This window comes from Thomasclavelia ramosa DSM 1402 (genome assembly GCF_014131695.1).
Lineage (GTDB): Bacteria > Bacillota_I > Bacilli_A > Erysipelotrichales > Coprobacillaceae > Thomasclavelia > Thomasclavelia ramosa.
The window spans coordinates 1,886,793-1,910,794 of sequence record NZ_CP036346.1 but is presented as its reverse complement, the minus strand read 5'-3'; the positions used below and the strand labels follow the sequence as shown (position 1 = coordinate 1,910,794).

Here is a 24,002-nt window from a genome sequence, read left to right as displayed (position 1 = left end):
TGGATTTCGTTGGATTCGGAGGAAAGAATGAAAGAGCGAATTTTTGCGCTGTTACAAAGAATCGAACGAAGTTTTATGTTATCAATAGCAGTTCTACCAGTTACGAGATCGGTGTTCGGATTAGCAATTGCTTTTGCAAATGAAACAATGATCACTTCATATAATTTGTAGAAGATTTTAGGCGAGGTGACGATAATAAATGCTCTACTTGTTATAATGAAAAAAGCGGGTTTAGGAATCATTGATAATCTATCTTTTATTTTTGCAGCTGGAATGGCTTTGGGAATGGCAAAAAGAGAAAGAGCAGTTACGGTTTTATCGTCGGTGATTGCTTTCTTTGTAATGTATGCATTAATTAATGTGTTATTGGTAATTAACGGTCAAATCTTAGCTGATAATTCGATAGTAATAATGTTTTAAAGGGTACGATTACGGTAATATGCGTAATTCCGACTTTAGAAATGGAAATTTTTGGCGGAATAGTTGTTGGAACGACGGTAGCGTACTTGCATAATCATTTTTTTACCGAACTAAGCTTTCTAAATGTGTATCCTGTATTGAAAAATTAAAATTCACACCGATTCTTTCGATTTTTATTATTATGGGAATTATAATGTATGTGATTTGACCGCAGATTTAAAGTATTATTTATACACTGGGAAGTTTGGTAAATGAAACTGGATATTTAGGGACTTTTATTTTTGGTGTAATAAAGCGTTTATTAGTTCCCTTTGGACTGCATCATGTATTTTGTCTACCATTTTGGCAAACTGCAGTAGGCGGGAGTATGCTTATTGATGGTTTATTAGTTCAAGGTGGACAGAATATTTTCTTTGCCCAACTAGCTGATCCTAACATACTCTATTTTAGTGTAGCAGCTACGCGCTATTTTTCAGGAGGGTTTATATTTATGATATTTGGACTACCTGATGTGGCTCTAGCGATATATCAATGTGCCGATTCACAATAAAAAAGTTGGTATGTAGAATATTGCTGACTGCGGCATTAATGTGTATATTAACAGGAATCACAGAATCGATTGAATTTTCTTTTATTTTTATGGCACCAATGTTATTTGGGATGCAAGTATTTTGGCGGAAAGTGCTTATCTTGCTGCACATATTTTGAATATTACAGTAGGATTAACTTGATTTAATTATATTCGGGATATTGCAGGGGAACGCCAAAACAAATTGGCTGCTAATAATTCCAGTGGGGATTATTTATTTTCTTTTATATTATAGTAGTTTTAAATATTTAATTCTAAAATATAACTTAAAAACATTGGGACGTAGTAATAACGGTAAGTTGCTATTGCAGCAAGATGAGAAAAATTTTGATGTTTTAACAGCCAGTAAAGTTATAGATGGTTTTAATCAGCAATTTTATTATATTGTAAAAGGACTGGGTGGAAAGAATAACTTTAAATATTTGGATAGTTGAAATAATAGGTTTGTTAATGATCTTGCAAAGATAGATGAAAATATACTAAAGAAATCAGGTGTTATAGGAATTATTTATCGGGAATTAAATATCCAGCTGGTCTTTGGCCTAAGGCATCAAACCTAAAAATGAAATTAGAAGAATATTTAGAAAAGCTAAATAAGGTTTAATTAGGTAAGAGTAATATAAATCAAGTTAGATTATAGTAAGTTTATAATGGTGATAAACATGTGAAACATAAAATGATTTTGCTGCTTAAGGAAAACGGATAAGATGGGAAGGGATAATCATGTATCGAATAGAAAAAGTGTTAAATAATAATAGTATTTTAGCAAGTAAAGATAATCAGGAAGTTATTTTTTTAGGTAAGGGTATTGGTTTTGGTAAAAAGATAAACGATATTTATATTCCAAGTGATGGAGTTAAAAAGTATAAGATGGAAACAAAAGAACAGGAAAAAAGGTTGCCACACGAGATTATCAGGAATGTTGATCCCGTTTTTATTGAAATCGCATCCGATATAATTAGATTTGCTCAAGAACAATTTGATCACGTAGATACAAAGATTTTATTGCCGTTAGCCGATCATATTGATTTTGCAATTAAAAGAATCCAAGAAAATGTTAATATGTCTAATCCGTTTACCAAAGATATTGAATTACTATTTCCAGAAGAATATAAGGTGGCATTAAAAGGTAAACAATTAATCAATTCAATTACTGGTTTCGAAATAACTGAAGATGAAGTTGGTTATATAACATTACATGTTCATTCAGCCATTAGTACTGATCATGTTGGCGAATCGATGCAGGCAATGGAAATAATTCATGAGAGTATTGATAAATTACGAAAAGAATTGAATATTGGAATTGATCGTAATTCAATCTCTTATATTCGACTGATGAATCACATTAAATATTTATTATTACGTCTTAATACTGAAGAAAAATTACAAATGGATATTAGTGATTTTACCCAAGAAAGATTTCCTTTTGCATATGAACGTTCTAAAGAAATTTGTATTCGTTTATCAAAGGTAATGAAAAAAGAGATTCCACAATCAGAAATTGGTTATTTAGCTTTACATTTAGAAAGAATTTTATCAATTGAACTAAAATAGGGGATATTTTACTATATTTTTTCATAAAATAAACAGTGAATCGTTTTATGTCAAAATTTATTTTTAAATTCTGAAAATTGTAGTAATTTTAATTTCATTGTGATAAAATCGTTTCATATGTAAATGATAAATGTTTATGGAGGTATATTTATGTATAAAATTTTGCTATGCTGTGCATCTGGTTTAACTACTAGTATGCTTGTAAATGCAATGAAAAAAGATGCAAAAGAAAAGAACATAGATGTGATGATTTGGGCAGTTGCTGAAAGCGCAATCGACTTATCTTGGGCTGATGCTGATTGTATTTTAGTTGCTCCTCAAAATGCTGGAGATCTTGAAAAGGTTAAAGGTATCGTTAATAGTTCTATTCCGGTTGCTTCAATTGATGGTGTTAACTTTTCTAAAATGGATGGGCAAGCTGTTTTAGAACAAGCAATTGAAATGATCAATAAATAAGTTATTCGATTGAATAACTTATTTTTTTATATTTTGAAAAAAGAATAAAAAAAGTTTAAAAAGTAGTTATGATTGTCTTATCATATAAAAAGGGGAATAAATATGTTTGATGTGTTAATAAAGGCTTTAGGTTTTGTAATTGTAATAGTTATCGGTTTTTTATTAAAACAATTTAGAATATTAAAAAAGGAAGACGGTTATACTTTGGCAACAATTATTATGAATGTTACATTGCCATGTGCACTTTTTTCTAATGCTAATGGAATTACGATCAATGGTGCTATGATTGTTTTAATTTTAATGGGGATTATTTTAAACGTTTTAATGGTTGCAATTGGGTATTTTGTTAGTAACGGGAAATCGGCACCAACAAGAGCAGCGTATATGATCAATTGTTCGGGCTACAATATTGGTAATTTTGTTTTACCGTTTGTTCAAGCTTTTTTCCCAGGAATGGGTGTAGCTTATTTATGTATGTTTGATGTTGGAAATGCGTTAATGGGATTAGGGGGAACCTTTGCGATTGCTTCAAGTGTTGTTAGTAGTGAACAGAAGTTATCCGTAAGCAATGTAATAAAAAAATTATTTTCATCAATTCCTTTTGATGTATATATTGTTATTTTCTTTTTAGCATTATTTAAAATAAAAATACCAGCTCCAATTTTATCAATCACTGATTTTATTGGCGCTGGAAATGGTTTTTTAGCAATGCTGATGATTGGACTGTTATTAGAAATTAAAATTTCGCATGATGACTTCAAGGATTTAATCTCTATTTTATCATACCGTCTTTTAGGAAATATGTTATTAATGGCTTTGTGCTTCTTCTTATTACCATTGCCGCTGCTTGCTAAAAAGATTTTAATTATTGCTTTAGCTGCACCGATCAGTACAGTATCTGCAGTCTTTACAAGACAGTGTAAATATGAAGGAGAAGTAGCTGCTGTAGCCAATTCTTTATCAATTTTAATTGGGATTGGAGTCTTAGTTGTTTTATTAATGCTTTTTGTATAATAGTAGATATTTTTGTTTAAATAATATACAATGTTCGTGGTGATAATATGACTAAACAAATACCGTTACAACAATTAAAAATAAATACAAATCGTATTGAATTATTAAATAATATGAATATCTATTCAGTTCGCGATCTTGTTTTACATTTCCCTTATCGTTATGAATCGATTGAAGAAACACCTTTAATAGATAACGAAAAAGTTATTATTGAAGGTGTTTTAATTGATGAGCCTAAAATATTTTATAAGGGGCGCTTATCTAGATTATCTTTTCAAATATTATATAAGCAGGAGGTTTATAAAGTAACTTTATTTAATCGTCATTTTTTGAAAAAAAATATGACTAAAGAAATGCCTTTGACCATTATTGGTAAATATAATAGTAAAACAAAAAGTATCACTGCTAGTGATTTACGATTAAAACCACTTGATGAAATCAGTGGGATTACACCAATATACTCATTAAAAGAAGGAATTACTCAAAAATCTTTTCAAGGTTATGTAAAAAAGGCATTAAATTTTTATCATGGTCATATTCAAGACGAGGTTCCTACTAATTTATTAATTAAACATCATTTAATCCATAAAGAATTAGCATTGAATTTAATTCATTTTCCTAGTAATAATGGTGATGTAAAAGAGGCGTTACGTTATCTAAAATATGAGGAATTTTTACGTTTTCAATTAACTATGCAATACATTAAATTATCTAGGAAAGATAATTTGGGAATAAAAAAGCAATTTAATCGCCAAACTCTAGATGAGTTTATTGCCCAATTGCCTTTTGAATTGACTTTTGATCAAGAACAAGCAGCGTTGGAAGTAATTAATGATTTACAAAAAGAAACAATGATGTATCGCTTTGTTCAAGGAGACGTTGGAAGTGGTAAAACAGTGGTTGGAGCAATTGGTTTATATGCAAATTATTTAGCTGGATATCAAGGAGCAATGATGGCGCCAACAGAAATATTAGCTACTCAGCATTATCGTTCATTAATCAAATTATTTAAAAAAATAGATATCAATATTGCTTTGTTAACAGGACATTTATCAAATAAAGAAAAACAAAGAATCTATAATGATTTAGAAAACGGGACTATTGATATTGTGGTTGGAACACATGCGTTATTTCAAGAAAAAGTAATTTATCAAAAACTTGGTTTAGTTATTACAGATGAACAACATCGTTTTGGAGTAAATCAACGTAAAGCACTAAAAGAAAAAGGTAAACAAGTAGATTTTATGGTTATGTCAGCAACTCCGATTCCTCGAACACTGGCCATAAGTATATATGGGGATATGGATGTATCAACTATTAAAACGATGCCAAGTGGAAGAAAACCAGTAATTACAGAAGTTTTTAAGACACATAGTATGAAACCTATTTTAAACCGTTTGAAAGAGTATTTAGCAAGTGGAGGACAATGTTATGTTGTCTGCCCTCTGGTTGAAGAAAGTGAAGCTATCGATAGCAGGGATGCTACGGGAATATATAATGGGATGAAGGCCTATTTTAAAGAACAGTATCAAATTGGTCTGCTTCATGGTAAAATGGACGATGAAACAAAGGATCAGATCATGGCAGCATTTAAAGCTAATGAGATTCAAATCTTAGTTTCAACAACTGTAATTGAGGTTGGGGTAGATGTAAGTAATGCAAATTGGATTGTTATTTACAATGCTGAGCGATTTGGATTGAGTCAGATTCATCAGCTGCGTGGTCGTGTTGGTCGTAGTGATCAGCAGGGATATTGTTTTTTATTAAGTAATTCTTCAAGTCAAGAGGCATGGGAACGTTTAGAATTTTTAAGAAATTGTCATGATGGTTTTGAAGTTTCTTACTATGATTTAAAATTGCGCGGACCGGGGGATATACTTGGAAATCAACAAAGTGGATTACCGGTGTTTAGTGTTGGAAATATTTTCGAAGATGCCAATATTTTAGAAATTTCTAGAAAGGATGCATTAGAACTGCTTGAAAGCAAATCTAATGATTTAATATATTTAAAATTAATAAAAGAAATCGAAGAACAATTAATCAACAATAATAAATATATTGATTAATTTATGTTATAATTATGACTAATATGAGGTGAAGTAGATGAAATTAGGAATTGATGCCATGAGTGGTGATTTAGGAAGCAGAATAGTTGTGGAAGCATGTCTATCATTTTTAGAGAAAAATAAAACAGATGAATTATATGTTGTGGGAAAGATTGAGGAATTAGAAGCATTAAAACCATATGATCAAGTGACTTTGATCGATGCGCGAGAAGTTCTGGAAATGACAGAAAATATTTTAGCCATTCGTCGTAAAAAGGAATCAAGTATGGTTAAAACAATGATGCTGGCTCGTAAGGGCGAAGTTGATGCAGTCTTATCTTGTGGAAATACTGGTGCCTATTATGCAAGTGCAATGTTATTTTTAAAACGTATTGAAGGTGTTGAAAAATCTTGTTTAATGGCAATGATGCCTACTTACAGTGATAATAAAGTAGCAATGCTTGACGTTGGGGCAAATTCAGAAAATACAGCTGAACAGTTGAAATCATTTGCAATCATGGGTAACGCTTATGCTAAAAATGTTTTAAAAATTACCAACCCTAAAATTGCTTTATTAAATATTGGAAGTGAACATCATAAAGGTGATGAGATTCATCAAGAAACATATAAATTGTTAGAAGATATGCAAGAAATTAATTTTGTTGGTAATATTGAAGGTAAAGAGATTTTGGATGGTGAAGTTGATGTTGTCGTAACGGATGGCTTTACAGGTAATGTAGCATTAAAGACAATTGAAGGTGTTGCAAAAGTGCTGGTTAAAAGTTTAAAAGATGGTTTTATGTCATCAACTAGAACCAAGGCAGGAGCGGTTCTTGCTAAGCCGGCTTTAAAACAGTTATTGACTAAATTTGATACTAAGGCAGCAGGTGGTGCTTTAATGATGGGTTTTGTTAAACCGGTTATTAAAGCCCATGGTTCAAGTGATGCAATTGCTTTTGAAAATGCAATTAACTTAGCTTTTGAAATGGTTTCTAGTGACGTTGTGGAAAAAATGAAAGAAGGATTGAATTAACGTGGAATTAGAACAATTTTTACAAAAAATGGAAATACCTTATCAGAATATAGAAATATTTAAGGAAGCTTTTACGCATCCTTCATATGCAAATGAAAATAAAATGAAAAATCATGATTATGAACGGTTGGAGTTTTTAGGTGATGCGGTTTTACAGTATCATGTTTCTCGGCATATCTTTGATTTATACCCGGAATTGCCAGAAGGCCGTCTAACCAAACTTAGAGCAAAACTTGTTCGTGAAGAATCATTAGCACGTTTTGCTAGAGAACTTGATCTAGGCCCGCTTATTTATTTAGGAGCAGGTGAGTTGAATAATGGTGGGCGTGATCGTGATAGTGTTTTAGCCGATATTTTTGAAGCTTTTATGGGTGCGATATGTCATGACTGTGGACCAGAATATGTTGAAAAAATGCTGGATATTACGATCTATAAGCATGTTGAGGATGTTAATTACGATGAAATTACAGATTTTAAAACAAAATTGCAGGAATTGATTCAGGCTGATCAGAGAAAGACGGTAACTTATGATCTAATCTCATCATCAGGACCGTCAAATAATCCAGTATTCGAAATGGCTGTTAAAATGGATGAGATGGTATTAGGGGTTGGAGTAGGTTCTTCGAAGAAAAGAGCAGAGCAACAGGCAGCTAAAGATGCATTAAATAAATTAGCAAGATAACGGACTTTTTTATGAAGTCTGTTTTTTTGCCTATTTATTATTTTTTTATTTGAATAGGTTATGGTAGGAGGGATGTACATGTACGAAGATTACATGGATAATTTGTTTGATCGGCGACCAATGCCAACAGTTGCACCAAAGGTAGGTGATATCTTTCTATATACTGTAAATCGTGGTGATAACGTTTATGCAATTGCACGACGATTTAATACACGAGTTGACTATATTAAAAATATGAATAGCCTAGATGATAAAATGATGATCTATCCTGGGCAACAATTATTAGTTCCAGTACTATTTGAAAAAATGCCACCAATGAAGCCACAGCCATTACCACAGCCGCAACCACAACCAAGACAGTCTTATGAACTATATTTCTAAAATAACTAGATTTTTATAAGAAAAAAGTTTATTATAATGATAAATATATACAAGGAGAACAATAGATGGATTTACATGCAGGAAGTAAACGTAATTTAACATTGGTAATGGATCTATATGAATTAACAATGTCTTATAATTATTTTAAACAAGGCAATAAAGATGAATATGTGTATTTTGATATGTATTATCGTAAAAATCCAGATAATGGTGGATTCTCAATATTTGCTGGTCTTCAGCAGTTGATTGAATGTATCGAACACCTACATTTTAGTGAGGGAGATATTAAATATCTCCGCTCACTAAATAAGTTTGATGAAGAATTTTTTGATTATTTACGAGATTTTCATTTTACGGGGTCAATATATGCGGTTAAAGAAGGTACACCGGTTTTCCCTAATGAACCTTTAATTACAATTCGTGCAAAATTTATAGAAGCACAATTAATTGAAACTTTATTATTGGTAACTGTAAACCATCAATCATTGATTGCTACAAAAGCTAACCGCATTGTTCGAGAAGCAAAAGGACGACCGGTTTTAGAATTTGGGGCAAGGCGAGCTCAAGGCTATGATAGTGCTACATATGGAGCTCGAGCTGCTTATATTGGTGGAGTTGCCGGGACAGCTACAGTTTCTGCGGGGATGATGTTTAATATTCCTGTAGTAGGAACAATGGCTCATTCATTTGTTCAATCATTTGAAAGTGAATTTGAAGCTTTTAAAGCGTATGCTCTTACATATCCGGATGATTGTGTATTATTAGTTGATACATATGATACATTAAAAAGTGGTGTGCCTAATGCTATAAAAGTAGCAAATGAAGTTTTAGCGCCGTTAGGTAAAAAATTAAAAGGCATCCGCTTAGACAGTGGTGACATTGCTTATTTATCAAAGCGAGCGCGAGTGATGCTTGATGTTGCGGGATTAGTTGATGCTAAGATAACAGCATCAAATTCATTAGATGAATATTTGATTCGTTCTTTATTGGATCAAGGAGCCCAGCTGGATTCATTTGGGGTGGGTGAAAACCTTATTGTTTCACGGAGTGCGCCAGTTTTTGGTGGTGTATATAAGTTAGTGGCTCTGGAAAAAAATGGAAAAATTATTCCTAAAATCAAAATTTCTGAAAATACGGAAAAAATAACGAATCCAGGATATAAAAAAGTATATCGCTTATTCGAAAATGAAACAGGAAAAGCAATTGGTGATGTAATTGCTTTTCATGATGAAGAGATTTCCAGTAGTCACGATTTAACAATATATCATCAATCGAATATTTGGAAATTTAAGACAATAGCTGCTAATACATACAGTGTAGAAGAGTTACAAGTACCAGTCTTTATTAATGGTAAACGGGTATACCCCGAATATACTGTAGAAGAAATTCGTGAATATTCTAATCAACAAAAAGCACGTTTGTGGGATGAAGTGTTCCGCTTAGAATACCCTCATGATTACTATGTTGATTTAACAAAAAAACTGTTAGATTATAAAATTAAGATGTTAGAAGAAAAAAGAAAGTAGTTAATGGAGGAATAAAAGTGGCAAGATTTGATCGTAAGGTTGAAAGACAAAAAAAGGAATTTGATTTTTATCATAAAGAAAAAACTAAAAAATCTAAGATGACTGAATTTAAAGAAAATTTTAGTTTTCGGTGGATAAAGATAAATTTACGAACAGTGATTTATATAGTTTTAGATTTTTTGGCTGTAAGTTTAGCTTTCATTCCTTTATTAATGAAATACTATGATGCTAAAACTGCCTTTATTTTAGGGCATGGGGTATTGACGAGTTTGTTAGTAGTTTTAACATTCTATTTTATCAATAAGGAAGAGAAACCGCCACTAAGCGCTTTGTTTATTCGTTATTGTTTTATGGCATTGCTTTTAGGGGCAACGTCATTGATTGCAGTATTTTTAGTTTAAAGTGTAAGAAATATTATAATTTTATGGAGCTTACTTTTACTGAGAATAATATTACATATAAGGTAAGACCAGATAATTAAATAATCGAGGAGGTCTTTATGATTATTACAGTAGTAGGTCTCGGAGTAGTTGGAGGCAGTTTTGTTAAAGCCTTAAAAGGTCAAGGTCATGAAGTTTATGGGATTGATATCGATGAAAAGACTTTACAAATGGCGAAAAATGAAGGAACTATAATTGAGGGATTTACAGATGGAAAAGAAATTATTGCACAATCTGACTTAACTATTATATGTTTATATCCTTCATTGGTTTTAAAATTTATTAAAGAGAATAAATTTAAAAAAGGAAGTATCATTACTGATGCGGTAGGGATTAAATCTTATTTCTTAGAAGAAGCAATGACAATTATTGATCCTGAAGTTGAATTTGTTAGTGGACATCCAATGGCTGGACGAGAGAAAAAAGGATATGGGTACGCTAGTAAAGAAGTTTTTAAAAATGCTAATTATATACTGATTGAACATCCGGTTAATCAAAAAGAATGCATTAGTTTTATGGAACGTTTTGTTGGAACTTTAGGTTTTAAGAGTGTTAAAATCATGTCGCCACAAGCTCATGATGAAATTATTTCATTTACATCACAGTTGCCACATGCAATTGCAGTGTCTTTGATTAATAGTGATAATGAAAAATATGAAACTGGTAAGTACATAGGAGATTCATACCGTGATTTAACTCGAATTGCAAATATTAATGAAAATTTATGGTCAGAGTTATTTTTACGAAATAGTGATTATTTGTTGGCTTCAATTGAAGCATTTGAAGAACAACTAGACTTAATTAAAGTGGCTTTAAAAGATAATGACGAACGATTACTAAAAGATTTATTTATTAAATCTTCGTTACGACGGGAAAAATTAGAGAAATAATAGGTCTAGGCCTATTATTTTTTTGCTATTAAGTATAATATATTAAACAAATTGTTAAATGATAGTTGCTTTATTGACAAGATTCGTTATAATTAGACTGTTGAAAAGAATAAATGATGGAGGTGTCTTATGGATATCGGGAGTAAGGTAAAAAGATTACGGCAAGCTAATGGTTTAACTTTAGAAGAACTAGCCAATCGCAGTGAATTAACAAAAGGCTTTCTATCGCAATTAGAACGGGATTTGACATCACCTTCGGTTGCTACTTTAGAAGATATTTTAGAAGCTTTGGGAACTAATCTGCAAGAGTTCTTTAGTGAAAAAGAAGCGGAACAACTAGTTTTTAAACAAGATGATTTTTTTGAAAATATTCAAGATGATTATAAAATTTCATATATTATTCCTAACGCTCAAAAAAATGATATGGAACCAATTTTAATTGAATTAGAAAAAGATAAACAGTCAATGATAATTGCTCCTCATGAAGGACAGGAATTTGGGTATGTTGTTCAAGGACGGGTTAAGTTGATTTATGGTGATAATGAATTTGTGTTGAAAAAAGGAGAAACTTTCTATTTGAAGGGATTAGTATCGCATTATTTATTTAATCCTGGGGAAACTAAGGCTAAGGTTATTTGGGTTTCAACACCACCATTATTTTAAAGGAGACATTATGACAAAATTAATTGAATTAGACAATCTAACAAAAGAATATAATGGTCAAGTTGTTTTAAAAGGTATTCATTTAGAAATTAATGAAAAAGAATTTGTAACTTTACTTGGACCAAGTGGTTGCGGTAAGACTACAACTTTAAGAATTATGGGTGGTTTTGAAGAAGCAAATGGTGGAACTGTTTTATTTGATGGTCAAGATATTAGTGGGTTACCGCCGTATAAAAGAGAACTAAATACAGTTTTTCAGAAATATGCGTTATTTCCTCATATGGATGTTTTTGATAATATTGCTTTTGGTTTAAAAATAAAAAAAATGGACAAAGAAACAATTAAGCATAAAGTTAATCGGATGCTTGATTTAGTTGGGTTAGCTGGCTTTGGACAAAGAAATATAAATCAGTTATCAGGTGGACAGCAGCAGCGAGTAGCGATTGCACGAGCTTTAGTAAATGAGCCTAAAGTGTTGTTATTGGATGAACCTTTGGGAGCCTTGGATTTAAAAATGCGTAAAACGATGCAAATAGAATTAAAAAATATTCAGCAGGAAGTAGGAATTACTTTTGTTTATGTTACTCATGATCAAGAGGAAGCTCTAACGATGTCAGATACGATCGTAGTTATGAATGAGGGACAAATTCAACAAATTGGAACACCAATCGATATTTATAATGAACCTGAAAATCGTTTTGTAGCTCAATTTATAGGAGAATCAAATATTATTGAAGGGATTTTTGTAAAAGATTACTTAGTTGAATTTGATGGAAAGCAATTTGAATGTGTTGATAAAGGTTTTGATGATGGTCAAGATGTTGATATTGTTTTGCGACCAGAAGATTTAGATATTGTTGAAGTTGGTAAAGGAAAAATAGAAGGGGTTGTAACTTCTATTGTTTTTAAAGGCGTTCATTACGAGATTATTGTAGAGACAAAAGATCGTGATTATATGGTACACACAACAGATATTAGTGAAGTAGGGAAAAAAGTTAATTTGGATTTTTGGCCTGAAGATATTCATGTTATGGATAAAATGGGTAGCTATTAATGAAACAGTTTCGTAAGTTGGTTGGCCCATATTGTTTTTGGCTGTTTGTTTTGACAGTTGTACCAATGCTTTTAATTATGATCTATGCCTTTGTTCAAAAAGGAAATACGATTACTACATTTAATTTTACATTAGAAAATTTTTCTAAATTTTTTGATCCAATTTTTGTTTCAGTATTAGTCAAATCGTTTGTTTTAGGTGCAATTACAACGGTTTTATGCTTGGCAATTGGATATCCAGTGGCTTATGCAATTTCAAGGTGTAAAGAAAAAACGCAGACACTTCTTATTTTATTGATTACGTTTCCAACTTGGATCAATATGTTGATGCGAACATATGCGTGGATCAATATATTGAGTAGTAAGGGAATCATCAGTAATTTTGTCCAATTTCTAGGATTTGGTGAAGTTAGCTTTTTATATACGGACTTTGCCGTTGTTTTAGGAATGGTTTATGATTTCTTACCATTTATGATTTTACCTATTCATACCGCTTTAACTAAAATGGATAAATCTTTAGTTGAGGCAAGCAATGATCTAGGAGCGAATCCGATTACTACTTTTTGGAAAATTACTTTTAGATTGTCATTAGGTGGAGTATTAACAGGAATTACAATGGTATTTTTACCAGCTATTTCCTCATTTGTAATTCCAAAATTGTTAGGGGGTGGACAGTACTCTCTAATTGGTAATTTTATTGAACAGCAATTTATTAATGTAGGGGATTGGCATTTTGGTAGTGCTGTTTCTTTGATTTTAGCTGTTTTAGTTATTGTCCTCATGGGACTTATTAACCGGGTTGAAAAATATGCGGGGTATCAAGAGGAGGCTAAACGTGAAAAAACTAAAAAACTTTAAGTTTAATTTTAATAGTAGTTTATGGATTGGTTTTGCTTTAGCGTTCTTGTATTTACCGCTTGTGATTATGGCAATTTTTTCGTTCAATGATTCTAAATCACTTTCAAGCTGGAGTGGTTTTTCATTACGCTGGTATCAAGAGTTATTTGTAAATCAACAAATGATCGATGCTATTGTTGTGTCAGTTAGTATCGCAATCCTTTCAACCGTTATTTCAACAGTTTTGGGAACAATCACAGCAATTGGAGTATCAAAGTCAAAACCATTATTACGTAAGTTAGTTTTACAAGTAAATAATTTACCAATAATGAACCCTGATATAGTTACCGGGATATCCTTGATGTTGTTGTTTTCGTTTATTAAAGTAGAAAAGGGCTATTTAACTATGTTATTAGCTCATGTAGCTTTTTGTACTCCATTTGTAATTACAAATGTTTTACCAAAGGTACGACAGTTAGATGTTAATTTAGCCGATGCTGCGATGGATTTGGGGGCAACTCCATTTCAGGCTCTTACAAAAGTAATTATCCCTCAGATCAAACCGGGAATAATTTCAGGGGCTTTATTGGCTTTTACTATGTCATTTGATGATTTTATTATTTCTTATTTTGTTAGCGGGAATGGAATTGAAAATATTTCGATCGTTATTTACAATATGTCAAAGCGAACTAATCCTAGTATTTATGCACTTGCGACTATTATATTAGTCGTTGTATTACTTTTTGTGGCAATTGGAACATTAGTGCCGAAATTCTTTCCAAAAGCGACAAATAAACTATTAAGCAGTAAAACTGCTAAGATAGTTATTGCTGTTTGTCTAGTTTTATCTGTAGTGTGGTCAATTTCTACTGGTGTCAGTCGTAAAACGTTACGAGTGTATAATTGGGGAGAGTATATTGATAAAACAGTTATTAGTGATTTTGAAGATAAGTTCGATTGTCGGATTATTTATGAAACGTTTGATTCAAATGAAATTATGTACACTAAATATATGAGTGGAAATAGTTATGATGTACTAGTTCCTTCAGAATATATGATTGAACGAATGATCAAAGAGGATTTATTACAGCCTGTTGATAAATCATTAATTCCTAATTTGGATAATATTAATGAAGGAATTTTAGGACAGTCATTCGATTTGAGTAATAATTATTGGGTACCATATTTTTGTGGTAATGTAGGTATTTTGTATGATAAAACTGTTGTAGATGAAAAAGATTTAGAAGCAGGATGGAGTATCTTACGGAACACAAAATACAAAAATCAAATTTATATGTATGATTCAGAGCGTGATAGTTTTATGGTTGCTCTCAAAGCTTTAGGATATTCAATGAATACTACAAAAGAACGTGAAATAAATGAAGCTTATCAGTGGCTGTTAGAGCAACGTGAAGAAATGAATCCGGTTTATGTAGGTGATGAGTCAATTGATACAATGATCAGTGGTGTTAAGGCGATGGCGATAATGTATTCTGGTGATGCAGCAGCAGTAATGTCGGAAAATCCTAATATGGGTTACTATATGCCGAAAGAAGGGACTAATGTCTGGTTTGATGGATTTGTTATTTCGAAAGAGTGCAAGCAAACAAAACTTGCAAATGAATTTATTAATTATATGATAAGTGATAAAGTATCTTATAAGAATACTGTCGAAGTAGGATATTTAACTGCAAATGTTAATGCAGCGGCTCAGGCTGAAAAAGAGGAGTTTAAAGATATTAGTGCTTATGGACTGCGCACTGGCCCGAATGATGAAGTATTTGCTTATCAGGATAATGCTGTAAAAGAGATGTATAATTCTCGCTGGACGAAAGTGAAAGCAAAATAGTTAAAACTGTTGATTAAAAATCAGCAGTTTTTTTAAAAATATAAATATAAAAATTATTGATAAAATGAATCTTTTTTAGTGTGTTTTTTCTTATATATAAGAAAATGGTAATTTTTTTATAAAAAATACTTGAAATTATTTTCTGTTTAACATATAATAAATGAGCAGTCTGGTGATGACACCGACTGATAAAAACAAGAACAACAAGTTAATGGTTCCATGGCCAAGTTGGTAAGGCAACAGACTGCAACTCTGTTATCATCGGTTCGAGTCCGGTTGGAACCTCCATTAATGTGTTGCCCAGGTGGCGAAACTGGTAGACGCACAGGACTTAAAATCCTGCGGACCTTAAAATCCGTGCCGGTTCGATTCCGGCCCTGGGCACCATTTCTTAAAAGAATAAATCTTGCAAAAGCTAATAAGATGTGTTAATATAGATAGGCGTTGTAAGTGAACGATGCGCTAGTAGCTCAACTGGATAGAGTGCTTGACTACGGATCAAGAGGTTGTGGGTTCGATTCCTGCCTAGCGCGCCATTTGAGTAAAAATAGAACGGGAAGTAGCACAGCTTGGTAGTGCACCTGGTTTGGGACCAGGGGGTCGCAGGTTCAAATCCTGTCTTCCCGACCATTTAAAATAATAATTGGGGCCTTAGCTCAGCTGGGAGAGCACCTGCCTTGCACGCAGGGGGTCAGCGGTTCGATCCCGCTAGGCTCCACCATTAATTATTAAATTATAGCATTGCTGTAGTTGATTACGGCGGGGTAGCTCAGTTGGCTAGAGCAATCGGTTCATACCCGGTGGGTCGGGGGTTCGAATCCCTTCCCCGCTACCAATTTAATAACGGTGCCCGTAAGTCAAGAAACAACAAGGACCCTTAGCTCAGTTGGTTAGAGCTATCGGCTCATAACCGATCGGTCGTTGGTTCGAGTCCAACAGGGTCCACCAATTTAAGAATGCGAGGGATTACCCAAGTCCGGCTGAAGGGATCGGTCTTGAAAACCGACAGGGGATTAACGTCCCGCGGGGGTTCGAATCCCTCATCCCTCGCCATTTAATTTAAAATTCAGCCGAAATAAAATAATGCAAAAAATATCGCGGGATGGAGCAGTCTGGTAGCTCGTCGGGCTCATAACCCGAAGGTCGTTGGTTCAAATCCTTCTCCCGCAACCATTGGTCTGGTAGTTCAGTTGGTTAGAATGCCGCCCTGTCACGGCGGAGGTCGCGGGTTCGAGTCCCGTCCAGACCGCCAATGGTTCCGTAGCTCAGTCGGTAGAGCAGAGGACTGAAAATCCTCGTGTCGCTGGTTCGATTCCGGCCGGAACCACCATTTAAAACATAACGAACAATGGTTCGTTTTTATTTCGGGCATTGATGGCGTGTTGTCTAAAAAAGTATAAATAAATCTTGCAAAAGCTAATAAGATGTGTTAATATAGATAGGCGTTGTAAGTGAACGATGCGCTAGTAGCTCAACTGGATAGAGTGCTTGACTACGGATCAAGAGGTTGTGGGTTCGATTCCTGCCTAGCGCGCCATTTGAGTAAAAATAGAACGGGAAGTAGCACAGCTTGGTAGTGCACCTGGTTTGGGACCAGGGGGTCGCAGGTTCAAATCCTGTCTTCCCGACCATTTAAAATAATAATTGGGGCCTTAGCTCAGCTGGGAGAGCACCTGCCTTGCACGCAGGGGGTCAGCGGTTCGATCCCGCTAGGCTCCACCATTAATTATTAAATTATAGCATTGCTGTAGTTGATTACGGCGGGGTAGCTCAGTTGGCTAGAGCAATCGGTTCATACCCGGTGGGTCGGGGGTTCGAATCCCTTCCCCGCTACCAATTTAATAACGGTGCCCGTAAGTCAAGAAACAACAAGGACCCTTAGCTCAGTTGGTTAGAGCTATCGGCTCATAACCGATCGGTCGTTGGTTCGAGTCCAACAGGGTCCACCAATTTAAGAATGCGAGGGATTACCCAAGTCCGGCTGAAGGGATCGGTCTTGAAAACCGACAGGGGATTAACGTCCCGCGGGGGTTCGAATCCCTCATCCCTCGCCATTTAATTTAAAATTCAGCCGAAATAAAATAATGCAAAAAATATCGCGGGATGGAGCAGTCTGGTAGCTCGTCGGGCTCATAACCCGAAGGTCGTTGGTTCAAATCCTTCTCCCGCAACCATTGGTCTGGTAGTTCAGTTGGTTAGAATGCCGCCCTGTCACGGCGGAGGTCGCGGGTTCGAGTCCCGTCCAGACCGCCAATGGTTCCGTAGCTCAGTCGGTAGAGCAGAGGACTGAAAATCCTCGTGTCGCTGGTTCGATTCCGGCCGGAACCACCATTGATTTGGCCTGTTGGAGAAACGGTTAACTCACATGCCTTTCACGCATGCATTCACGGGTTCGAATCCCGTACAGGTCACCATTTGAAATTAGCAACCTTTGGGTTGTTTTTATTTTTGATTATGATATACTATTGAATATTAATAAGAGGTGGATTCATGAAATATAAAGAGTTTAGAATGTTAATTTTTTCAATTATCTTTTTCTTTGTGATTGGCGGTGTGTGTGTTTATTTTGCACTAGATCATAATCGTTCAAAAGTGATTATTGGTGTAATCTTATCGTTTGTTGTATTAATGATGTTAACAACAAAATATAATATGAAGATATTTAATGATTCGATGCTAGTTTATGAATTTAAAGGAATTGGAATCTTACCAGCTTTGATAGACTATAAAGATGTTAAAGAAATAAAATTAGTGAGCAAACACAAAGTTAAGATAAAACATAAAGGTATTTCAACACTTTATATTTTAGATGCTGAGTCATTTTATGAAGAAGTAATGGAAAATATCAAAGAATATAAAAAAAGCGTTAATCAAGAAGATTAGCGCTTTTATCTTATCTATTAATAAATTCCTTGAGAAATCATTGCTGCAACAACTTTTTCAAATCCGGCAATGTTTGCACCTTTTACAAGATCATATCCAAGACCGTATTTTTCAGCCGCAGCTTTTGAATGATCGTGAATGTCTTTCATAATTTGTTTTAATTTAGCATCAACTTCTTCACGTGTCCAATTATAACGCATTGAGTTTTGAGCCATTTCTAATGCAGAAACTGCAACCCCACCAGCATTAGCAGCTTTTGCAGGTCCTAGAGTTCCACCGTTACTAATAAAGTATTCCATTGCTTCAGGTGTAGTAGGCATATTAGCACCTTCAATAATGTATTTAACACCATTAGCAGTTAATTGTTTAGCTTCTTCTATACCAATTTCATTTTGTGTAGCGCATGGGAAAGCCATATCTACTTTTAATCCCCAAGGTTTTTCACCAGCGTGGAATTCACATCCGAATTTTTCAGCATAGTCTTTTAGTTTAACATCATTTGATTCACGAATTTTACATAAGAAATCAATTTTTTCATCTGTAGTAATTCCTTCAGGATCATATACATATCCATCACGTCCAGAAATTGATACGACTTTAGCTCCAAATTCACGAGCTTTTAAACAAACACCCCATGCTACGTTTCCATATCCAGAACAAGCAATTGTTTTTCCTTCATAAGAATCATTGAAATGTTCTAATACTTCTTTACCATAGTAGCATGCTCCAAATCCAGTTGCTTCGGGACGAATTAAACTTCCTCCATATGGCAATGGCTTACCAGTTAAAACACCATTTTCAAAAGCACCACGAATACGACGATATTGACCATACATATAACCAATTTCACGGGCACCTGTACCAATATCCCCAGCAGGTACATCTACGTCTGGTCCAATATGACGATATAATTCAGTCATGAAGCTTTGGCAGAAACGCATAATTTCGTTATCAGATTTTCCTTGTGGATCGAAATCAGATCCACCTTTACCACCACCGATAGGTAGTGTAGTTAATGCATTTTTGAAAATTTGTTCAAATCCTAAGAATTTGATAATTCCAAGATTTACACTAGGATGTAATCTTAATCCCCCTTTATATGGTCCAATTGCACTTGAGAATTGAACACGATATCCACGGTTTACTTGTACTTGACCATTATCATCCATCCAAGGTACTTTAAACATTAAAGTTCTTTCAGGTTCTACTAATCTTTCAAGAATAGCTTGTTTTTCATATTCAGGATGAGCTTCGATTACAGGTCGTAAGCTTTCTAATACTTCTTCAACTGCTTGAATAAATTCAGGTTGATCAGCATTTTTTTCTTTTACTTGATTAAATACTTTAGTAATATAATCCATTTTTATATTGTCCTCCTTCTTGTATATTTAATATAATACTATTAGTCTGATAATAAATAAATCATTTAAGAAAAAAATATTATAAATAAATATAATTATTATATCGCATAAAAAATACCATCTTTATAATATTGTCTTTTAAAATACTATTTGTATATCAATAAATACATAGCTGCTATAAAGAGAGTTTCCAATATAGTGAGCTAATAAGTTAATAAACTTATTTTTTGTATACTTAGCGTGAGGATTAAAAATAAAATTTATTATTTGATAATAATAGATTTTTCTTTGTGAAAAAGGGCAAACTATAGTAGAATAAACAGTGGATTCTTTTTAGAAATGGAGTGTTAAAATGGAAGCAGCGGGACATGTATATATGGCGATTGATTTAAAATCTTTTTATGCTTCAGTTGAATGTATTGAAAGAAATTTAGATCCTTTAACTACTAATCTTGTTGTAGCTGACACTAGTAAAACAGAGAAGACGATTTGTTTAGCGGTATCACCATCTTTAAAACAGTACGGTATTTCAGGCCGAGCAAGATTGTTTGAAGTCATACAAAAAGTCAAAGAAGTTAATTTTCAAAGAAAAAGAGCAATTAACGACAGAAATTTTATAGATAAATCTTATTTTGATTCTCAACTAAAGAAAAATCCTTATTTAGAATTAAGCTATATAGCAGCATCACCCAGAATGGCTTTGTATATGGAATATAGTACACGAATATATAACATTTATTTGAAATATGTATCACCTGAGGATCTCCACGTCTATTCGATTGACGAAGTTTTTATTGATGCAACTAGTTATTTGAAAGCTTCAAGAAAAACACCTGGAGAATTTGCTAAAATGATAATATTAGATATTCTAGAAACGATTGGCATAACAGCTACTGCAGGAATAGGAACAAACCTATACCTCGCAAAAGTGGCAATGGATATTGTTGCTAAACATGTTAAAGCGGATGAAGATGGGGTTCGGATTGCCTATCTAGATGAAATGCGATATCGAAAATATTTATGGCATCATCAGCCGATTACAGATTTTTGGCGAATAGGACGAGGTTATGAAAAAAAATTAAAGAAAATAGGTTTATTTACAATGGGCGATATTGCCAAATGTTCAGTGGGCAGTGAAGATGAATATTATAATGAAGACCTTCTTTATAGTATATTTGGTATTAACGCTGAATTGCTGATTGATCATGCTTGGGGATGTGAACCTTGTACAATGCAACATATTAAGGCATATAAACCAGAAAATAATAGCATTGGAATTGGACAGGTTTTGAGTTCACCTTATTCATTCGAAAAAGGTAAATTGATACTTAAAGAAATGCTGGACGCATTAGCATTAAGTTTAGTTGATAAAAAGCTTGTTACAAACCAAATTATTATTACTATTGGATATGATATTGAAAATGTAACTACGGGTAGTCTTTATCGCGAGGAAATAATTACCGATAGATATGGGCGAAAGATTCCAAAGCATGCCCATGGAACAATTAATCTTGATAGTTATACTGCATCAGCAAAATTAATTATCTTGGCAGTTTTAAAATGGTATGAAGAACATGTTAAAAGATTCTTAACAATTAGAAGGTTTAATATTTCTGCCAATCATATTATTGATGAAAGCAGTATTAAAATAAAGCCGACAATACAACAAATGGATCTATTTACTGATTATGATCAACAAAAGAAAGATGAAGAAAAACAAAGACGTGATTTAGAGAAAGAAAAAAGACTTCAAAAAACAACTTTGGAGTTAAAAAAGAAATATGGTAAGAATGCAGTTTTAAAAGGGATGAACTTAGCAGAAGGAGCAACAGGGAGAGAACGTAATAAAACAATAGGCGGGCATAAAGCATGACAAAAAACATTCATGACTATCAAGATATTATTAATTTACCACATCATATTTCAATCAAGCATCCACAGATGTCATTAGAAGATCGTGCAGCTCAATTTGCTCCTTTTGCTGCACTGACAGGACATAAGGACTCAATTAAGGAAACTGAGCGACTAACAGCTCAAAGAAAAATCTTGGATGAAGATCGTATAGCAATTATTAATTTCAGATTACAACAATTATTAAAGCATCTTACTGAAGCACCGTTAATAAAAATAACATATTTTGAAGCAGATCAAAAAAAATCGGGTGGACAATACATTACAATTATAAATCACCTAAAAAAAATTAACGAATATGAAAATTTATTAGTGCTTGAAAACGGTGTAAAAATAAATATTGATGATATATACGAGCTTGAATAAGTTAATGGTTATTATGAGATAAGTTTATTTTAGTAAAAAAATATTGCTATTTTCATGTGGCTGGATGTATATAATATTTTAGTTTTAATGATAATTTTATGGTATCAAAATAGAGATGATTAGAACTAATAGCTGTTAGTTTATCTAATCATTTTTATTTTTGAATAAAAAATTGTATACTTAAATTGATTATTTAAATAATTATGAAAGTTGAGAAAGTATCAATGAAATCTCCATATTGTGCTAGCGAGATGATCCTTGGTTATATTTATTCGGGGAAAAATGATATTTGTTGGACTCTGGATAATGAAAAAAATAGCTGGATTATTAATCATCCAAATAAACAGCAGGTTATTTTAGCAAAATTAAATTTGATAAAAGGCTGTCGAATTAAAGTATTTAGATGTGCTAGCTGTCAAATAGAGATTATTAATGAAAAAGAGTTATAATTCGCTTATTGAAAAGCTGTAAAGGAGAGAAACTATGGTAAATATTAAGAAAATTATTAAGATTATTTCTTGGATCATTATTGCTCTTTTAGGTATAGCCTTGTTACTAAATTGGCAAACAATTGAATCACCAGTCATTATTCATGCTGATTTGTCAGGGAATTTCTCTTATGGTAATAAATCTACACTTATTGTTTTCTATCTAATTATAGTTCTAATAAACTTATTATTTACATTTAAATATGAGATACCATTGATGAAAGAATTGCATAAAATGATTAAATCCTCGTTAGTGATAGATATAATTAGTATATTTTTTCAATTTTTGATAATTGTTGTTATAGGAGCATTTATAGTTAAAGCCATAATTTAAAAAGTATAATTAAATCAAGTTTCCCTAATAAGGGAATTTTTTTATGACGTATATTCAGAAATAAAGAAGACTAGGTTTTGTTACTTTGTCGCTCATTTAAAACTACGATTTGTTCAAAAATACTGTCAAATTCAGGATTATCCAGATTAGTATAAATTTCAACTTTATACTTAATTGGAGCGACTTCAATAAATCGATTCATTGAATCTAAAACGAAACTATCAAATTTAGCTAAATCAATGTTTGAATAAGTTTTATTAATTTTCAATTTAGCACGAAGATACTGTGAAATAAAATATCTAATTTGAGCAATATGAATTTTTTTCAATAAACCAATATTATCAAAATAGTCAATGCTGTGATCAAATTCATCACCATTATGATCGATCATGTCACATAAAGTAGAAACTTCAATGTTTAATTTAGCATTAAAAAAAGGAATTTCTTCTAAATATGCAATCTCATTTATAAGCCATATTGCTTCAAATAAGCTAGCTTTAAGTTCATTATTGTCTAACTCATTTAAATCAATTAGATTTGATGTGAGCTGATTCATATAGTTATAGAACTTATCAATTGGATAGTATGATAAATTAGATAAATCATCATATCTTGCATAGGTTAGATACAATTTGTCACAGCTAACTTTATAACCTCTTTGAATTAATTCATCTTTTTTACAAATACCAAAATATAGATAGTTACCTCTTGGTAAATCATTAATATTGGGAACCTGCTGTAATAAGTCTAATGAATTAAAAAAATCATACATATACATAAATTTTACTCCTTCTTTGTTATAAGTATTAATTTTGGGAAAAATAGCTACATCAATATAATACCTTACTAAATAGCAAATATCTATATAGATAATTACTAAAAGGCAATTTATTATTTATACTTATTTCAAAGAGGTGATTTCAATGAATGAATATGGACATATAATAATGAATATAGAGCAGATTTTAAAAAATAAAGGAATAAGCAAAAATAAAATATGCAAAGAATTGGATATACCTCGACCTAATTTTAATCGATATTGCAAAAATTCTTTTCAAAGGATCGATGCAAATCTTATTTGTAAACTATGTTATTATCTTGAGTGTAACATAGAAGAATTAGTTACTTATATTCCGCCTCAAGAAACTAAATAAAATAAAACTACGTTATTTGAACTAAATTTCATATATATAAGTATTTAATGGAAATGGTTTAGTAAGACGTAGT

Annotated in this window: 25 protein-coding genes and 21 tRNA genes; 44 read left to right on the top strand and 2 right to left on the bottom strand. The window is 32.5% G+C overall.

Annotated features, from left to right (window positions below):
* Positions 1-27: 27 nt before the first annotated feature.
* The 39 genes from EYR00_RS09275 to EYR00_RS09085 all read left to right on the top strand — a co-directional run bounded on the left by EYR00_RS09275 (position 28) and on the right by EYR00_RS09085 (position 18,315).
* Positions 28-171 carry a hypothetical protein gene (locus EYR00_RS09275; RefSeq protein WP_003536753.1) on the top strand — a complete coding sequence of 48 codons (144 nt, stop codon included), beginning with the start codon at positions 28-30 and terminating at the stop codon, positions 169-171.
* A 15-nt stretch (positions 172-186) separates the two neighbouring features.
* Positions 187-420, top strand: coding sequence for a PTS transporter subunit EIIC (locus EYR00_RS09270; protein WP_152916950.1), 234 nt, complete (start codon positions 187-189; stop codon positions 418-420).
* Positions 421-664: 244 nt separating this feature from the next.
* On the top strand, positions 665-970 hold the full coding sequence (locus EYR00_RS09265; RefSeq protein WP_003536755.1) for a PTS transporter subunit EIIC: 306 nt from the start codon (positions 665-667) through the stop codon (positions 968-970).
* Between the two features lie 762 nt (positions 971-1,732).
* A complete protein-coding gene (locus EYR00_RS09260; protein ID WP_003536765.1) occupies positions 1,733-2,563 on the top strand; it encodes a PRD domain-containing protein in 831 nt (276 codons plus the stop codon).
* 150 nt (positions 2,564-2,713) lie between these two features.
* Entirely contained in the window at positions 2,714-3,019 is a 306-nt protein-coding gene (locus tag EYR00_RS09255) for a PTS sugar transporter subunit IIB (RefSeq protein ID WP_008791498.1), read from the top strand.
* 102 nt (positions 3,020-3,121) lie between these two features.
* Positions 3,122-4,033, top strand: coding sequence for an AEC family transporter (locus EYR00_RS09250; protein ID WP_003536767.1), 912 nt, complete (start codon positions 3,122-3,124; stop codon positions 4,031-4,033).
* Between the two features lie 47 nt (positions 4,034-4,080).
* A complete protein-coding gene (recG, locus tag EYR00_RS09245; RefSeq protein ID WP_003536768.1) occupies positions 4,081-6,099 on the top strand; it encodes an ATP-dependent DNA helicase RecG in 2,019 nt (672 codons plus the stop codon).
* A 37-nt stretch (positions 6,100-6,136) separates the two neighbouring features.
* A complete protein-coding gene (plsX, locus tag EYR00_RS09240; RefSeq protein ID WP_003536769.1) occupies positions 6,137-7,111 on the top strand; it encodes a phosphate acyltransferase PlsX in 975 nt (324 codons plus the stop codon).
* A gap of 1 nt (position 7,112) precedes the next feature.
* Positions 7,113-7,793 carry a ribonuclease III gene (gene rnc, locus EYR00_RS09235; RefSeq protein WP_003536778.1) on the top strand — a complete coding sequence of 227 codons (681 nt, stop codon included), beginning with the start codon at positions 7,113-7,115 and terminating at the stop codon, positions 7,791-7,793.
* A gap of 78 nt (positions 7,794-7,871) precedes the next feature.
* Positions 7,872-8,174: a LysM peptidoglycan-binding domain-containing protein gene (locus tag EYR00_RS09230; protein WP_008791500.1), complete on the top strand. Its 303-nt coding sequence runs from the start codon at positions 7,872-7,874 to the stop codon at positions 8,172-8,174.
* A gap of 65 nt (positions 8,175-8,239) precedes the next feature.
* Entirely contained in the window at positions 8,240-9,700 is a 1,461-nt protein-coding gene (locus tag EYR00_RS09225; RefSeq protein ID WP_003536781.1) for a nicotinate phosphoribosyltransferase, read from the top strand.
* 17 nt (positions 9,701-9,717) lie between these two features.
* On the top strand, positions 9,718-10,101 hold the full coding sequence (locus tag EYR00_RS09220) for a hypothetical protein (protein WP_003536782.1): 384 nt from the start codon (positions 9,718-9,720) through the stop codon (positions 10,099-10,101).
* Positions 10,102-10,199: 98 nt separating this feature from the next.
* Positions 10,200-11,030, top strand: a complete 831-nt coding sequence (locus EYR00_RS09215) for a prephenate dehydrogenase (protein ID WP_003536783.1) — start codon at positions 10,200-10,202, stop codon at positions 11,028-11,030.
* Positions 11,031-11,159: 129 nt separating this feature from the next.
* A complete protein-coding gene (locus EYR00_RS09210) occupies positions 11,160-11,693 on the top strand; it encodes a helix-turn-helix domain-containing protein (protein ID WP_003536784.1) in 534 nt (177 codons plus the stop codon).
* Between the two features lie 10 nt (positions 11,694-11,703).
* Positions 11,704-12,747, top strand: a complete 1,044-nt coding sequence (gene potA, locus EYR00_RS09205) for a spermidine/putrescine ABC transporter ATP-binding protein (RefSeq protein ID WP_003536785.1) — start codon at positions 11,704-11,706, stop codon at positions 12,745-12,747.
* Positions 12,747-13,604 carry an ABC transporter permease gene (locus tag EYR00_RS09200; protein WP_003536786.1) on the top strand — a complete coding sequence of 286 codons (858 nt, stop codon included), beginning with the start codon at positions 12,747-12,749 and terminating at the stop codon, positions 13,602-13,604. The genes potA and EYR00_RS09200 overlap by 1 nt, the downstream gene beginning before the upstream one ends.
* Positions 13,582-15,432: an extracellular solute-binding protein gene (locus tag EYR00_RS09195; protein ID WP_003536787.1), complete on the top strand. Its 1,851-nt coding sequence runs from the start codon at positions 13,582-13,584 to the stop codon at positions 15,430-15,432. Before EYR00_RS09200 ends, EYR00_RS09195 begins: the two co-directional genes overlap by 23 nt.
* A 213-nt stretch (positions 15,433-15,645) precedes the next feature.
* Positions 15,646-15,720: transfer RNA gene (locus tag EYR00_RS09190), tRNA-Cys, on the top strand.
* A gap of 10 nt (positions 15,721-15,730) precedes the next feature.
* Positions 15,731-15,819 (top strand) — tRNA-Leu (locus EYR00_RS09185).
* Between the two features lie 72 nt (positions 15,820-15,891).
* Positions 15,892-15,968 (top strand) — tRNA-Arg (locus EYR00_RS09180).
* Positions 15,969-15,985: 17 nt separating this feature from the next.
* Positions 15,986-16,062 (top strand) — tRNA-Pro (locus EYR00_RS09175).
* 15 nt (positions 16,063-16,077) lie between these two features.
* Positions 16,078-16,153, top strand: a tRNA-Ala gene (locus EYR00_RS09170).
* Between the two features lie 37 nt (positions 16,154-16,190).
* Positions 16,191-16,267: transfer RNA gene (locus tag EYR00_RS09165), tRNA-Met, on the top strand.
* A 36-nt stretch (positions 16,268-16,303) separates the two neighbouring features.
* Positions 16,304-16,380, top strand: a tRNA-Ile gene (locus tag EYR00_RS09160).
* Between the two features lie 12 nt (positions 16,381-16,392).
* Positions 16,393-16,485, top strand: a tRNA-Ser gene (locus tag EYR00_RS09155).
* A gap of 43 nt (positions 16,486-16,528) precedes the next feature.
* Positions 16,529-16,605, top strand: a tRNA-Met gene (locus EYR00_RS09150).
* A gap of 2 nt (positions 16,606-16,607) precedes the next feature.
* A tRNA-Asp gene (locus tag EYR00_RS09145) sits at positions 16,608-16,684 on the top strand.
* Positions 16,685-16,686: 2 nt separating this feature from the next.
* Positions 16,687-16,762, top strand: a tRNA-Phe gene (locus EYR00_RS09140).
* 130 nt (positions 16,763-16,892) lie between these two features.
* Positions 16,893-16,969, top strand: a tRNA-Arg gene (locus EYR00_RS09135).
* A gap of 17 nt (positions 16,970-16,986) precedes the next feature.
* Positions 16,987-17,063, top strand: a tRNA-Pro gene (locus EYR00_RS09130).
* 15 nt (positions 17,064-17,078) lie between these two features.
* Positions 17,079-17,154: transfer RNA gene (locus tag EYR00_RS09125), tRNA-Ala, on the top strand.
* 37 nt (positions 17,155-17,191) lie between these two features.
* Positions 17,192-17,268 (top strand) — tRNA-Met (locus EYR00_RS09120).
* A 36-nt stretch (positions 17,269-17,304) separates the two neighbouring features.
* A tRNA-Ile gene (locus EYR00_RS09115) sits at positions 17,305-17,381 on the top strand.
* Positions 17,382-17,393: 12 nt separating this feature from the next.
* Positions 17,394-17,486, top strand: a tRNA-Ser gene (locus EYR00_RS09110).
* Positions 17,487-17,529: 43 nt separating this feature from the next.
* A tRNA-Met gene (locus tag EYR00_RS09105) sits at positions 17,530-17,606 on the top strand.
* Between the two features lie 2 nt (positions 17,607-17,608).
* Positions 17,609-17,685: transfer RNA gene (locus EYR00_RS09100), tRNA-Asp, on the top strand.
* Between the two features lie 2 nt (positions 17,686-17,687).
* A tRNA-Phe gene (locus EYR00_RS09095) sits at positions 17,688-17,763 on the top strand.
* Positions 17,764-17,770: 7 nt separating this feature from the next.
* Positions 17,771-17,846: transfer RNA gene (locus EYR00_RS09090), tRNA-Glu, on the top strand.
* 76 nt (positions 17,847-17,922) lie between these two features.
* Complete coding sequence (locus EYR00_RS09085) at positions 17,923-18,315, top strand: hypothetical protein (protein WP_003537366.1); 393 nt, start codon at positions 17,923-17,925, stop codon at positions 18,313-18,315.
* Positions 18,316-18,332: 17 nt separating this feature from the next.
* On the opposite strand, the gene gdhA is transcribed toward EYR00_RS09085, so the two are convergent.
* On the bottom strand, positions 18,333-19,676 hold the full coding sequence (gene gdhA / locus EYR00_RS09080) for an NADP-specific glutamate dehydrogenase (RefSeq protein ID WP_003537367.1): 1,344 nt from the start codon (positions 19,674-19,676) through the stop codon (positions 18,333-18,335).
* Positions 19,677-20,028: 352 nt separating this feature from the next.
* Here gdhA and EYR00_RS09075 point away from each other — a divergent pair, with 352 nt between their 5' ends.
* From EYR00_RS09075 to EYR00_RS09060, 4 genes are all read left to right on the top strand, one after another.
* Entirely contained in the window at positions 20,029-21,549 is a 1,521-nt protein-coding gene (locus EYR00_RS09075) for a Y-family DNA polymerase (protein ID WP_003537369.1), read from the top strand.
* Positions 21,546-21,953, top strand: coding sequence for a YolD-like family protein (locus tag EYR00_RS09070; RefSeq protein WP_003537370.1), 408 nt, complete (start codon positions 21,546-21,548; stop codon positions 21,951-21,953). The genes EYR00_RS09075 and EYR00_RS09070 overlap by 4 nt, the downstream gene beginning before the upstream one ends.
* A 224-nt stretch (positions 21,954-22,177) precedes the next feature.
* Positions 22,178-22,402, top strand: coding sequence for a PF20097 family protein (locus EYR00_RS09065; RefSeq protein WP_040434275.1), 225 nt, complete (start codon positions 22,178-22,180; stop codon positions 22,400-22,402).
* 34 nt (positions 22,403-22,436) lie between these two features.
* The gene (locus EYR00_RS09060) at positions 22,437-22,775 is read left to right on the top strand and encodes a hypothetical protein (protein ID WP_003537373.1); all 339 of its coding nucleotides are present in this window, start codon (positions 22,437-22,439) and stop codon (positions 22,773-22,775) included.
* Positions 22,776-22,845: 70 nt separating this feature from the next.
* On the opposite strand, the gene EYR00_RS09055 is transcribed toward EYR00_RS09060, so the two are convergent.
* Positions 22,846-23,553 carry a hypothetical protein gene (locus EYR00_RS09055; RefSeq protein WP_003537374.1) on the bottom strand — a complete coding sequence of 236 codons (708 nt, stop codon included), beginning with the start codon at positions 23,551-23,553 and terminating at the stop codon, positions 22,846-22,848.
* A gap of 145 nt (positions 23,554-23,698) precedes the next feature.
* Between EYR00_RS09055 and EYR00_RS09050 the strand changes: the two genes are divergently transcribed.
* Positions 23,699-23,929: a helix-turn-helix domain-containing protein gene (locus EYR00_RS09050; RefSeq protein ID WP_003537376.1), complete on the top strand. Its 231-nt coding sequence runs from the start codon at positions 23,699-23,701 to the stop codon at positions 23,927-23,929.
* Positions 23,930-24,002 lie beyond the last annotated feature (73 nt).

Excerpts from the sequence above, each read along its gene's own strand:
- EYR00_RS09275 (WP_003536753.1), top strand. The coding sequence starts at position 28 with ATGAAAGAGCGAATTTTTGCGCTGTTACAAAGAATCGAACGAAGTTTT.
- EYR00_RS09260 (WP_003536765.1), top strand. The coding sequence starts at position 1,733 with ATGTATCGAATAGAAAAAGTGTTAAATAATAATAGTATTTTAGCAAGT.
- EYR00_RS09255 (WP_008791498.1), top strand. The coding sequence starts at position 2,714 with ATGTATAAAATTTTGCTATGCTGTGCATCTGGTTTAACTACTAGTATG.
- EYR00_RS09250 (WP_003536767.1), top strand. The coding sequence starts at position 3,122 with ATGTTTGATGTGTTAATAAAGGCTTTAGGTTTTGTAATTGTAATAGTT.
- recG (WP_003536768.1), top strand. The coding sequence starts at position 4,081 with ATGACTAAACAAATACCGTTACAACAATTAAAAATAAATACAAATCGT.
- plsX (WP_003536769.1), top strand. The coding sequence starts at position 6,137 with ATGAAATTAGGAATTGATGCCATGAGTGGTGATTTAGGAAGCAGAATA.
- EYR00_RS09230 (WP_008791500.1), top strand. The coding sequence starts at position 7,872 with ATGTACGAAGATTACATGGATAATTTGTTTGATCGGCGACCAATGCCA.
- EYR00_RS09225 (WP_003536781.1), top strand. The coding sequence starts at position 8,240 with ATGGATTTACATGCAGGAAGTAAACGTAATTTAACATTGGTAATGGAT.
- EYR00_RS09215 (WP_003536783.1), top strand. The coding sequence starts at position 10,200 with ATGATTATTACAGTAGTAGGTCTCGGAGTAGTTGGAGGCAGTTTTGTT.
- EYR00_RS09210 (WP_003536784.1), top strand. The coding sequence starts at position 11,160 with ATGGATATCGGGAGTAAGGTAAAAAGATTACGGCAAGCTAATGGTTTA.
- potA (WP_003536785.1), top strand. The coding sequence starts at position 11,704 with ATGACAAAATTAATTGAATTAGACAATCTAACAAAAGAATATAATGGT.
- EYR00_RS09200 (WP_003536786.1), top strand. The coding sequence starts at position 12,747 with ATGAAACAGTTTCGTAAGTTGGTTGGCCCATATTGTTTTTGGCTGTTT.
- EYR00_RS09085 (WP_003537366.1), top strand. The coding sequence starts at position 17,923 with ATGAAATATAAAGAGTTTAGAATGTTAATTTTTTCAATTATCTTTTTC.
- gdhA (WP_003537367.1), bottom strand. The coding sequence starts at position 19,676 with ATGGATTATATTACTAAAGTATTTAATCAAGTAAAAGAAAAAAATGCT.
- EYR00_RS09075 (WP_003537369.1), top strand. The coding sequence starts at position 20,029 with ATGGAAGCAGCGGGACATGTATATATGGCGATTGATTTAAAATCTTTT.
- EYR00_RS09070 (WP_003537370.1), top strand. The coding sequence starts at position 21,546 with ATGACAAAAAACATTCATGACTATCAAGATATTATTAATTTACCACAT.
- EYR00_RS09065 (WP_040434275.1), top strand. The coding sequence starts at position 22,178 with ATGAAATCTCCATATTGTGCTAGCGAGATGATCCTTGGTTATATTTAT.
- EYR00_RS09060 (WP_003537373.1), top strand. The coding sequence starts at position 22,437 with ATGGTAAATATTAAGAAAATTATTAAGATTATTTCTTGGATCATTATT.
- EYR00_RS09055 (WP_003537374.1), bottom strand. The coding sequence starts at position 23,553 with ATGTATATGTATGATTTTTTTAATTCATTAGACTTATTACAGCAGGTT.
- EYR00_RS09050 (WP_003537376.1), top strand. The coding sequence starts at position 23,699 with ATGAATGAATATGGACATATAATAATGAATATAGAGCAGATTTTAAAA.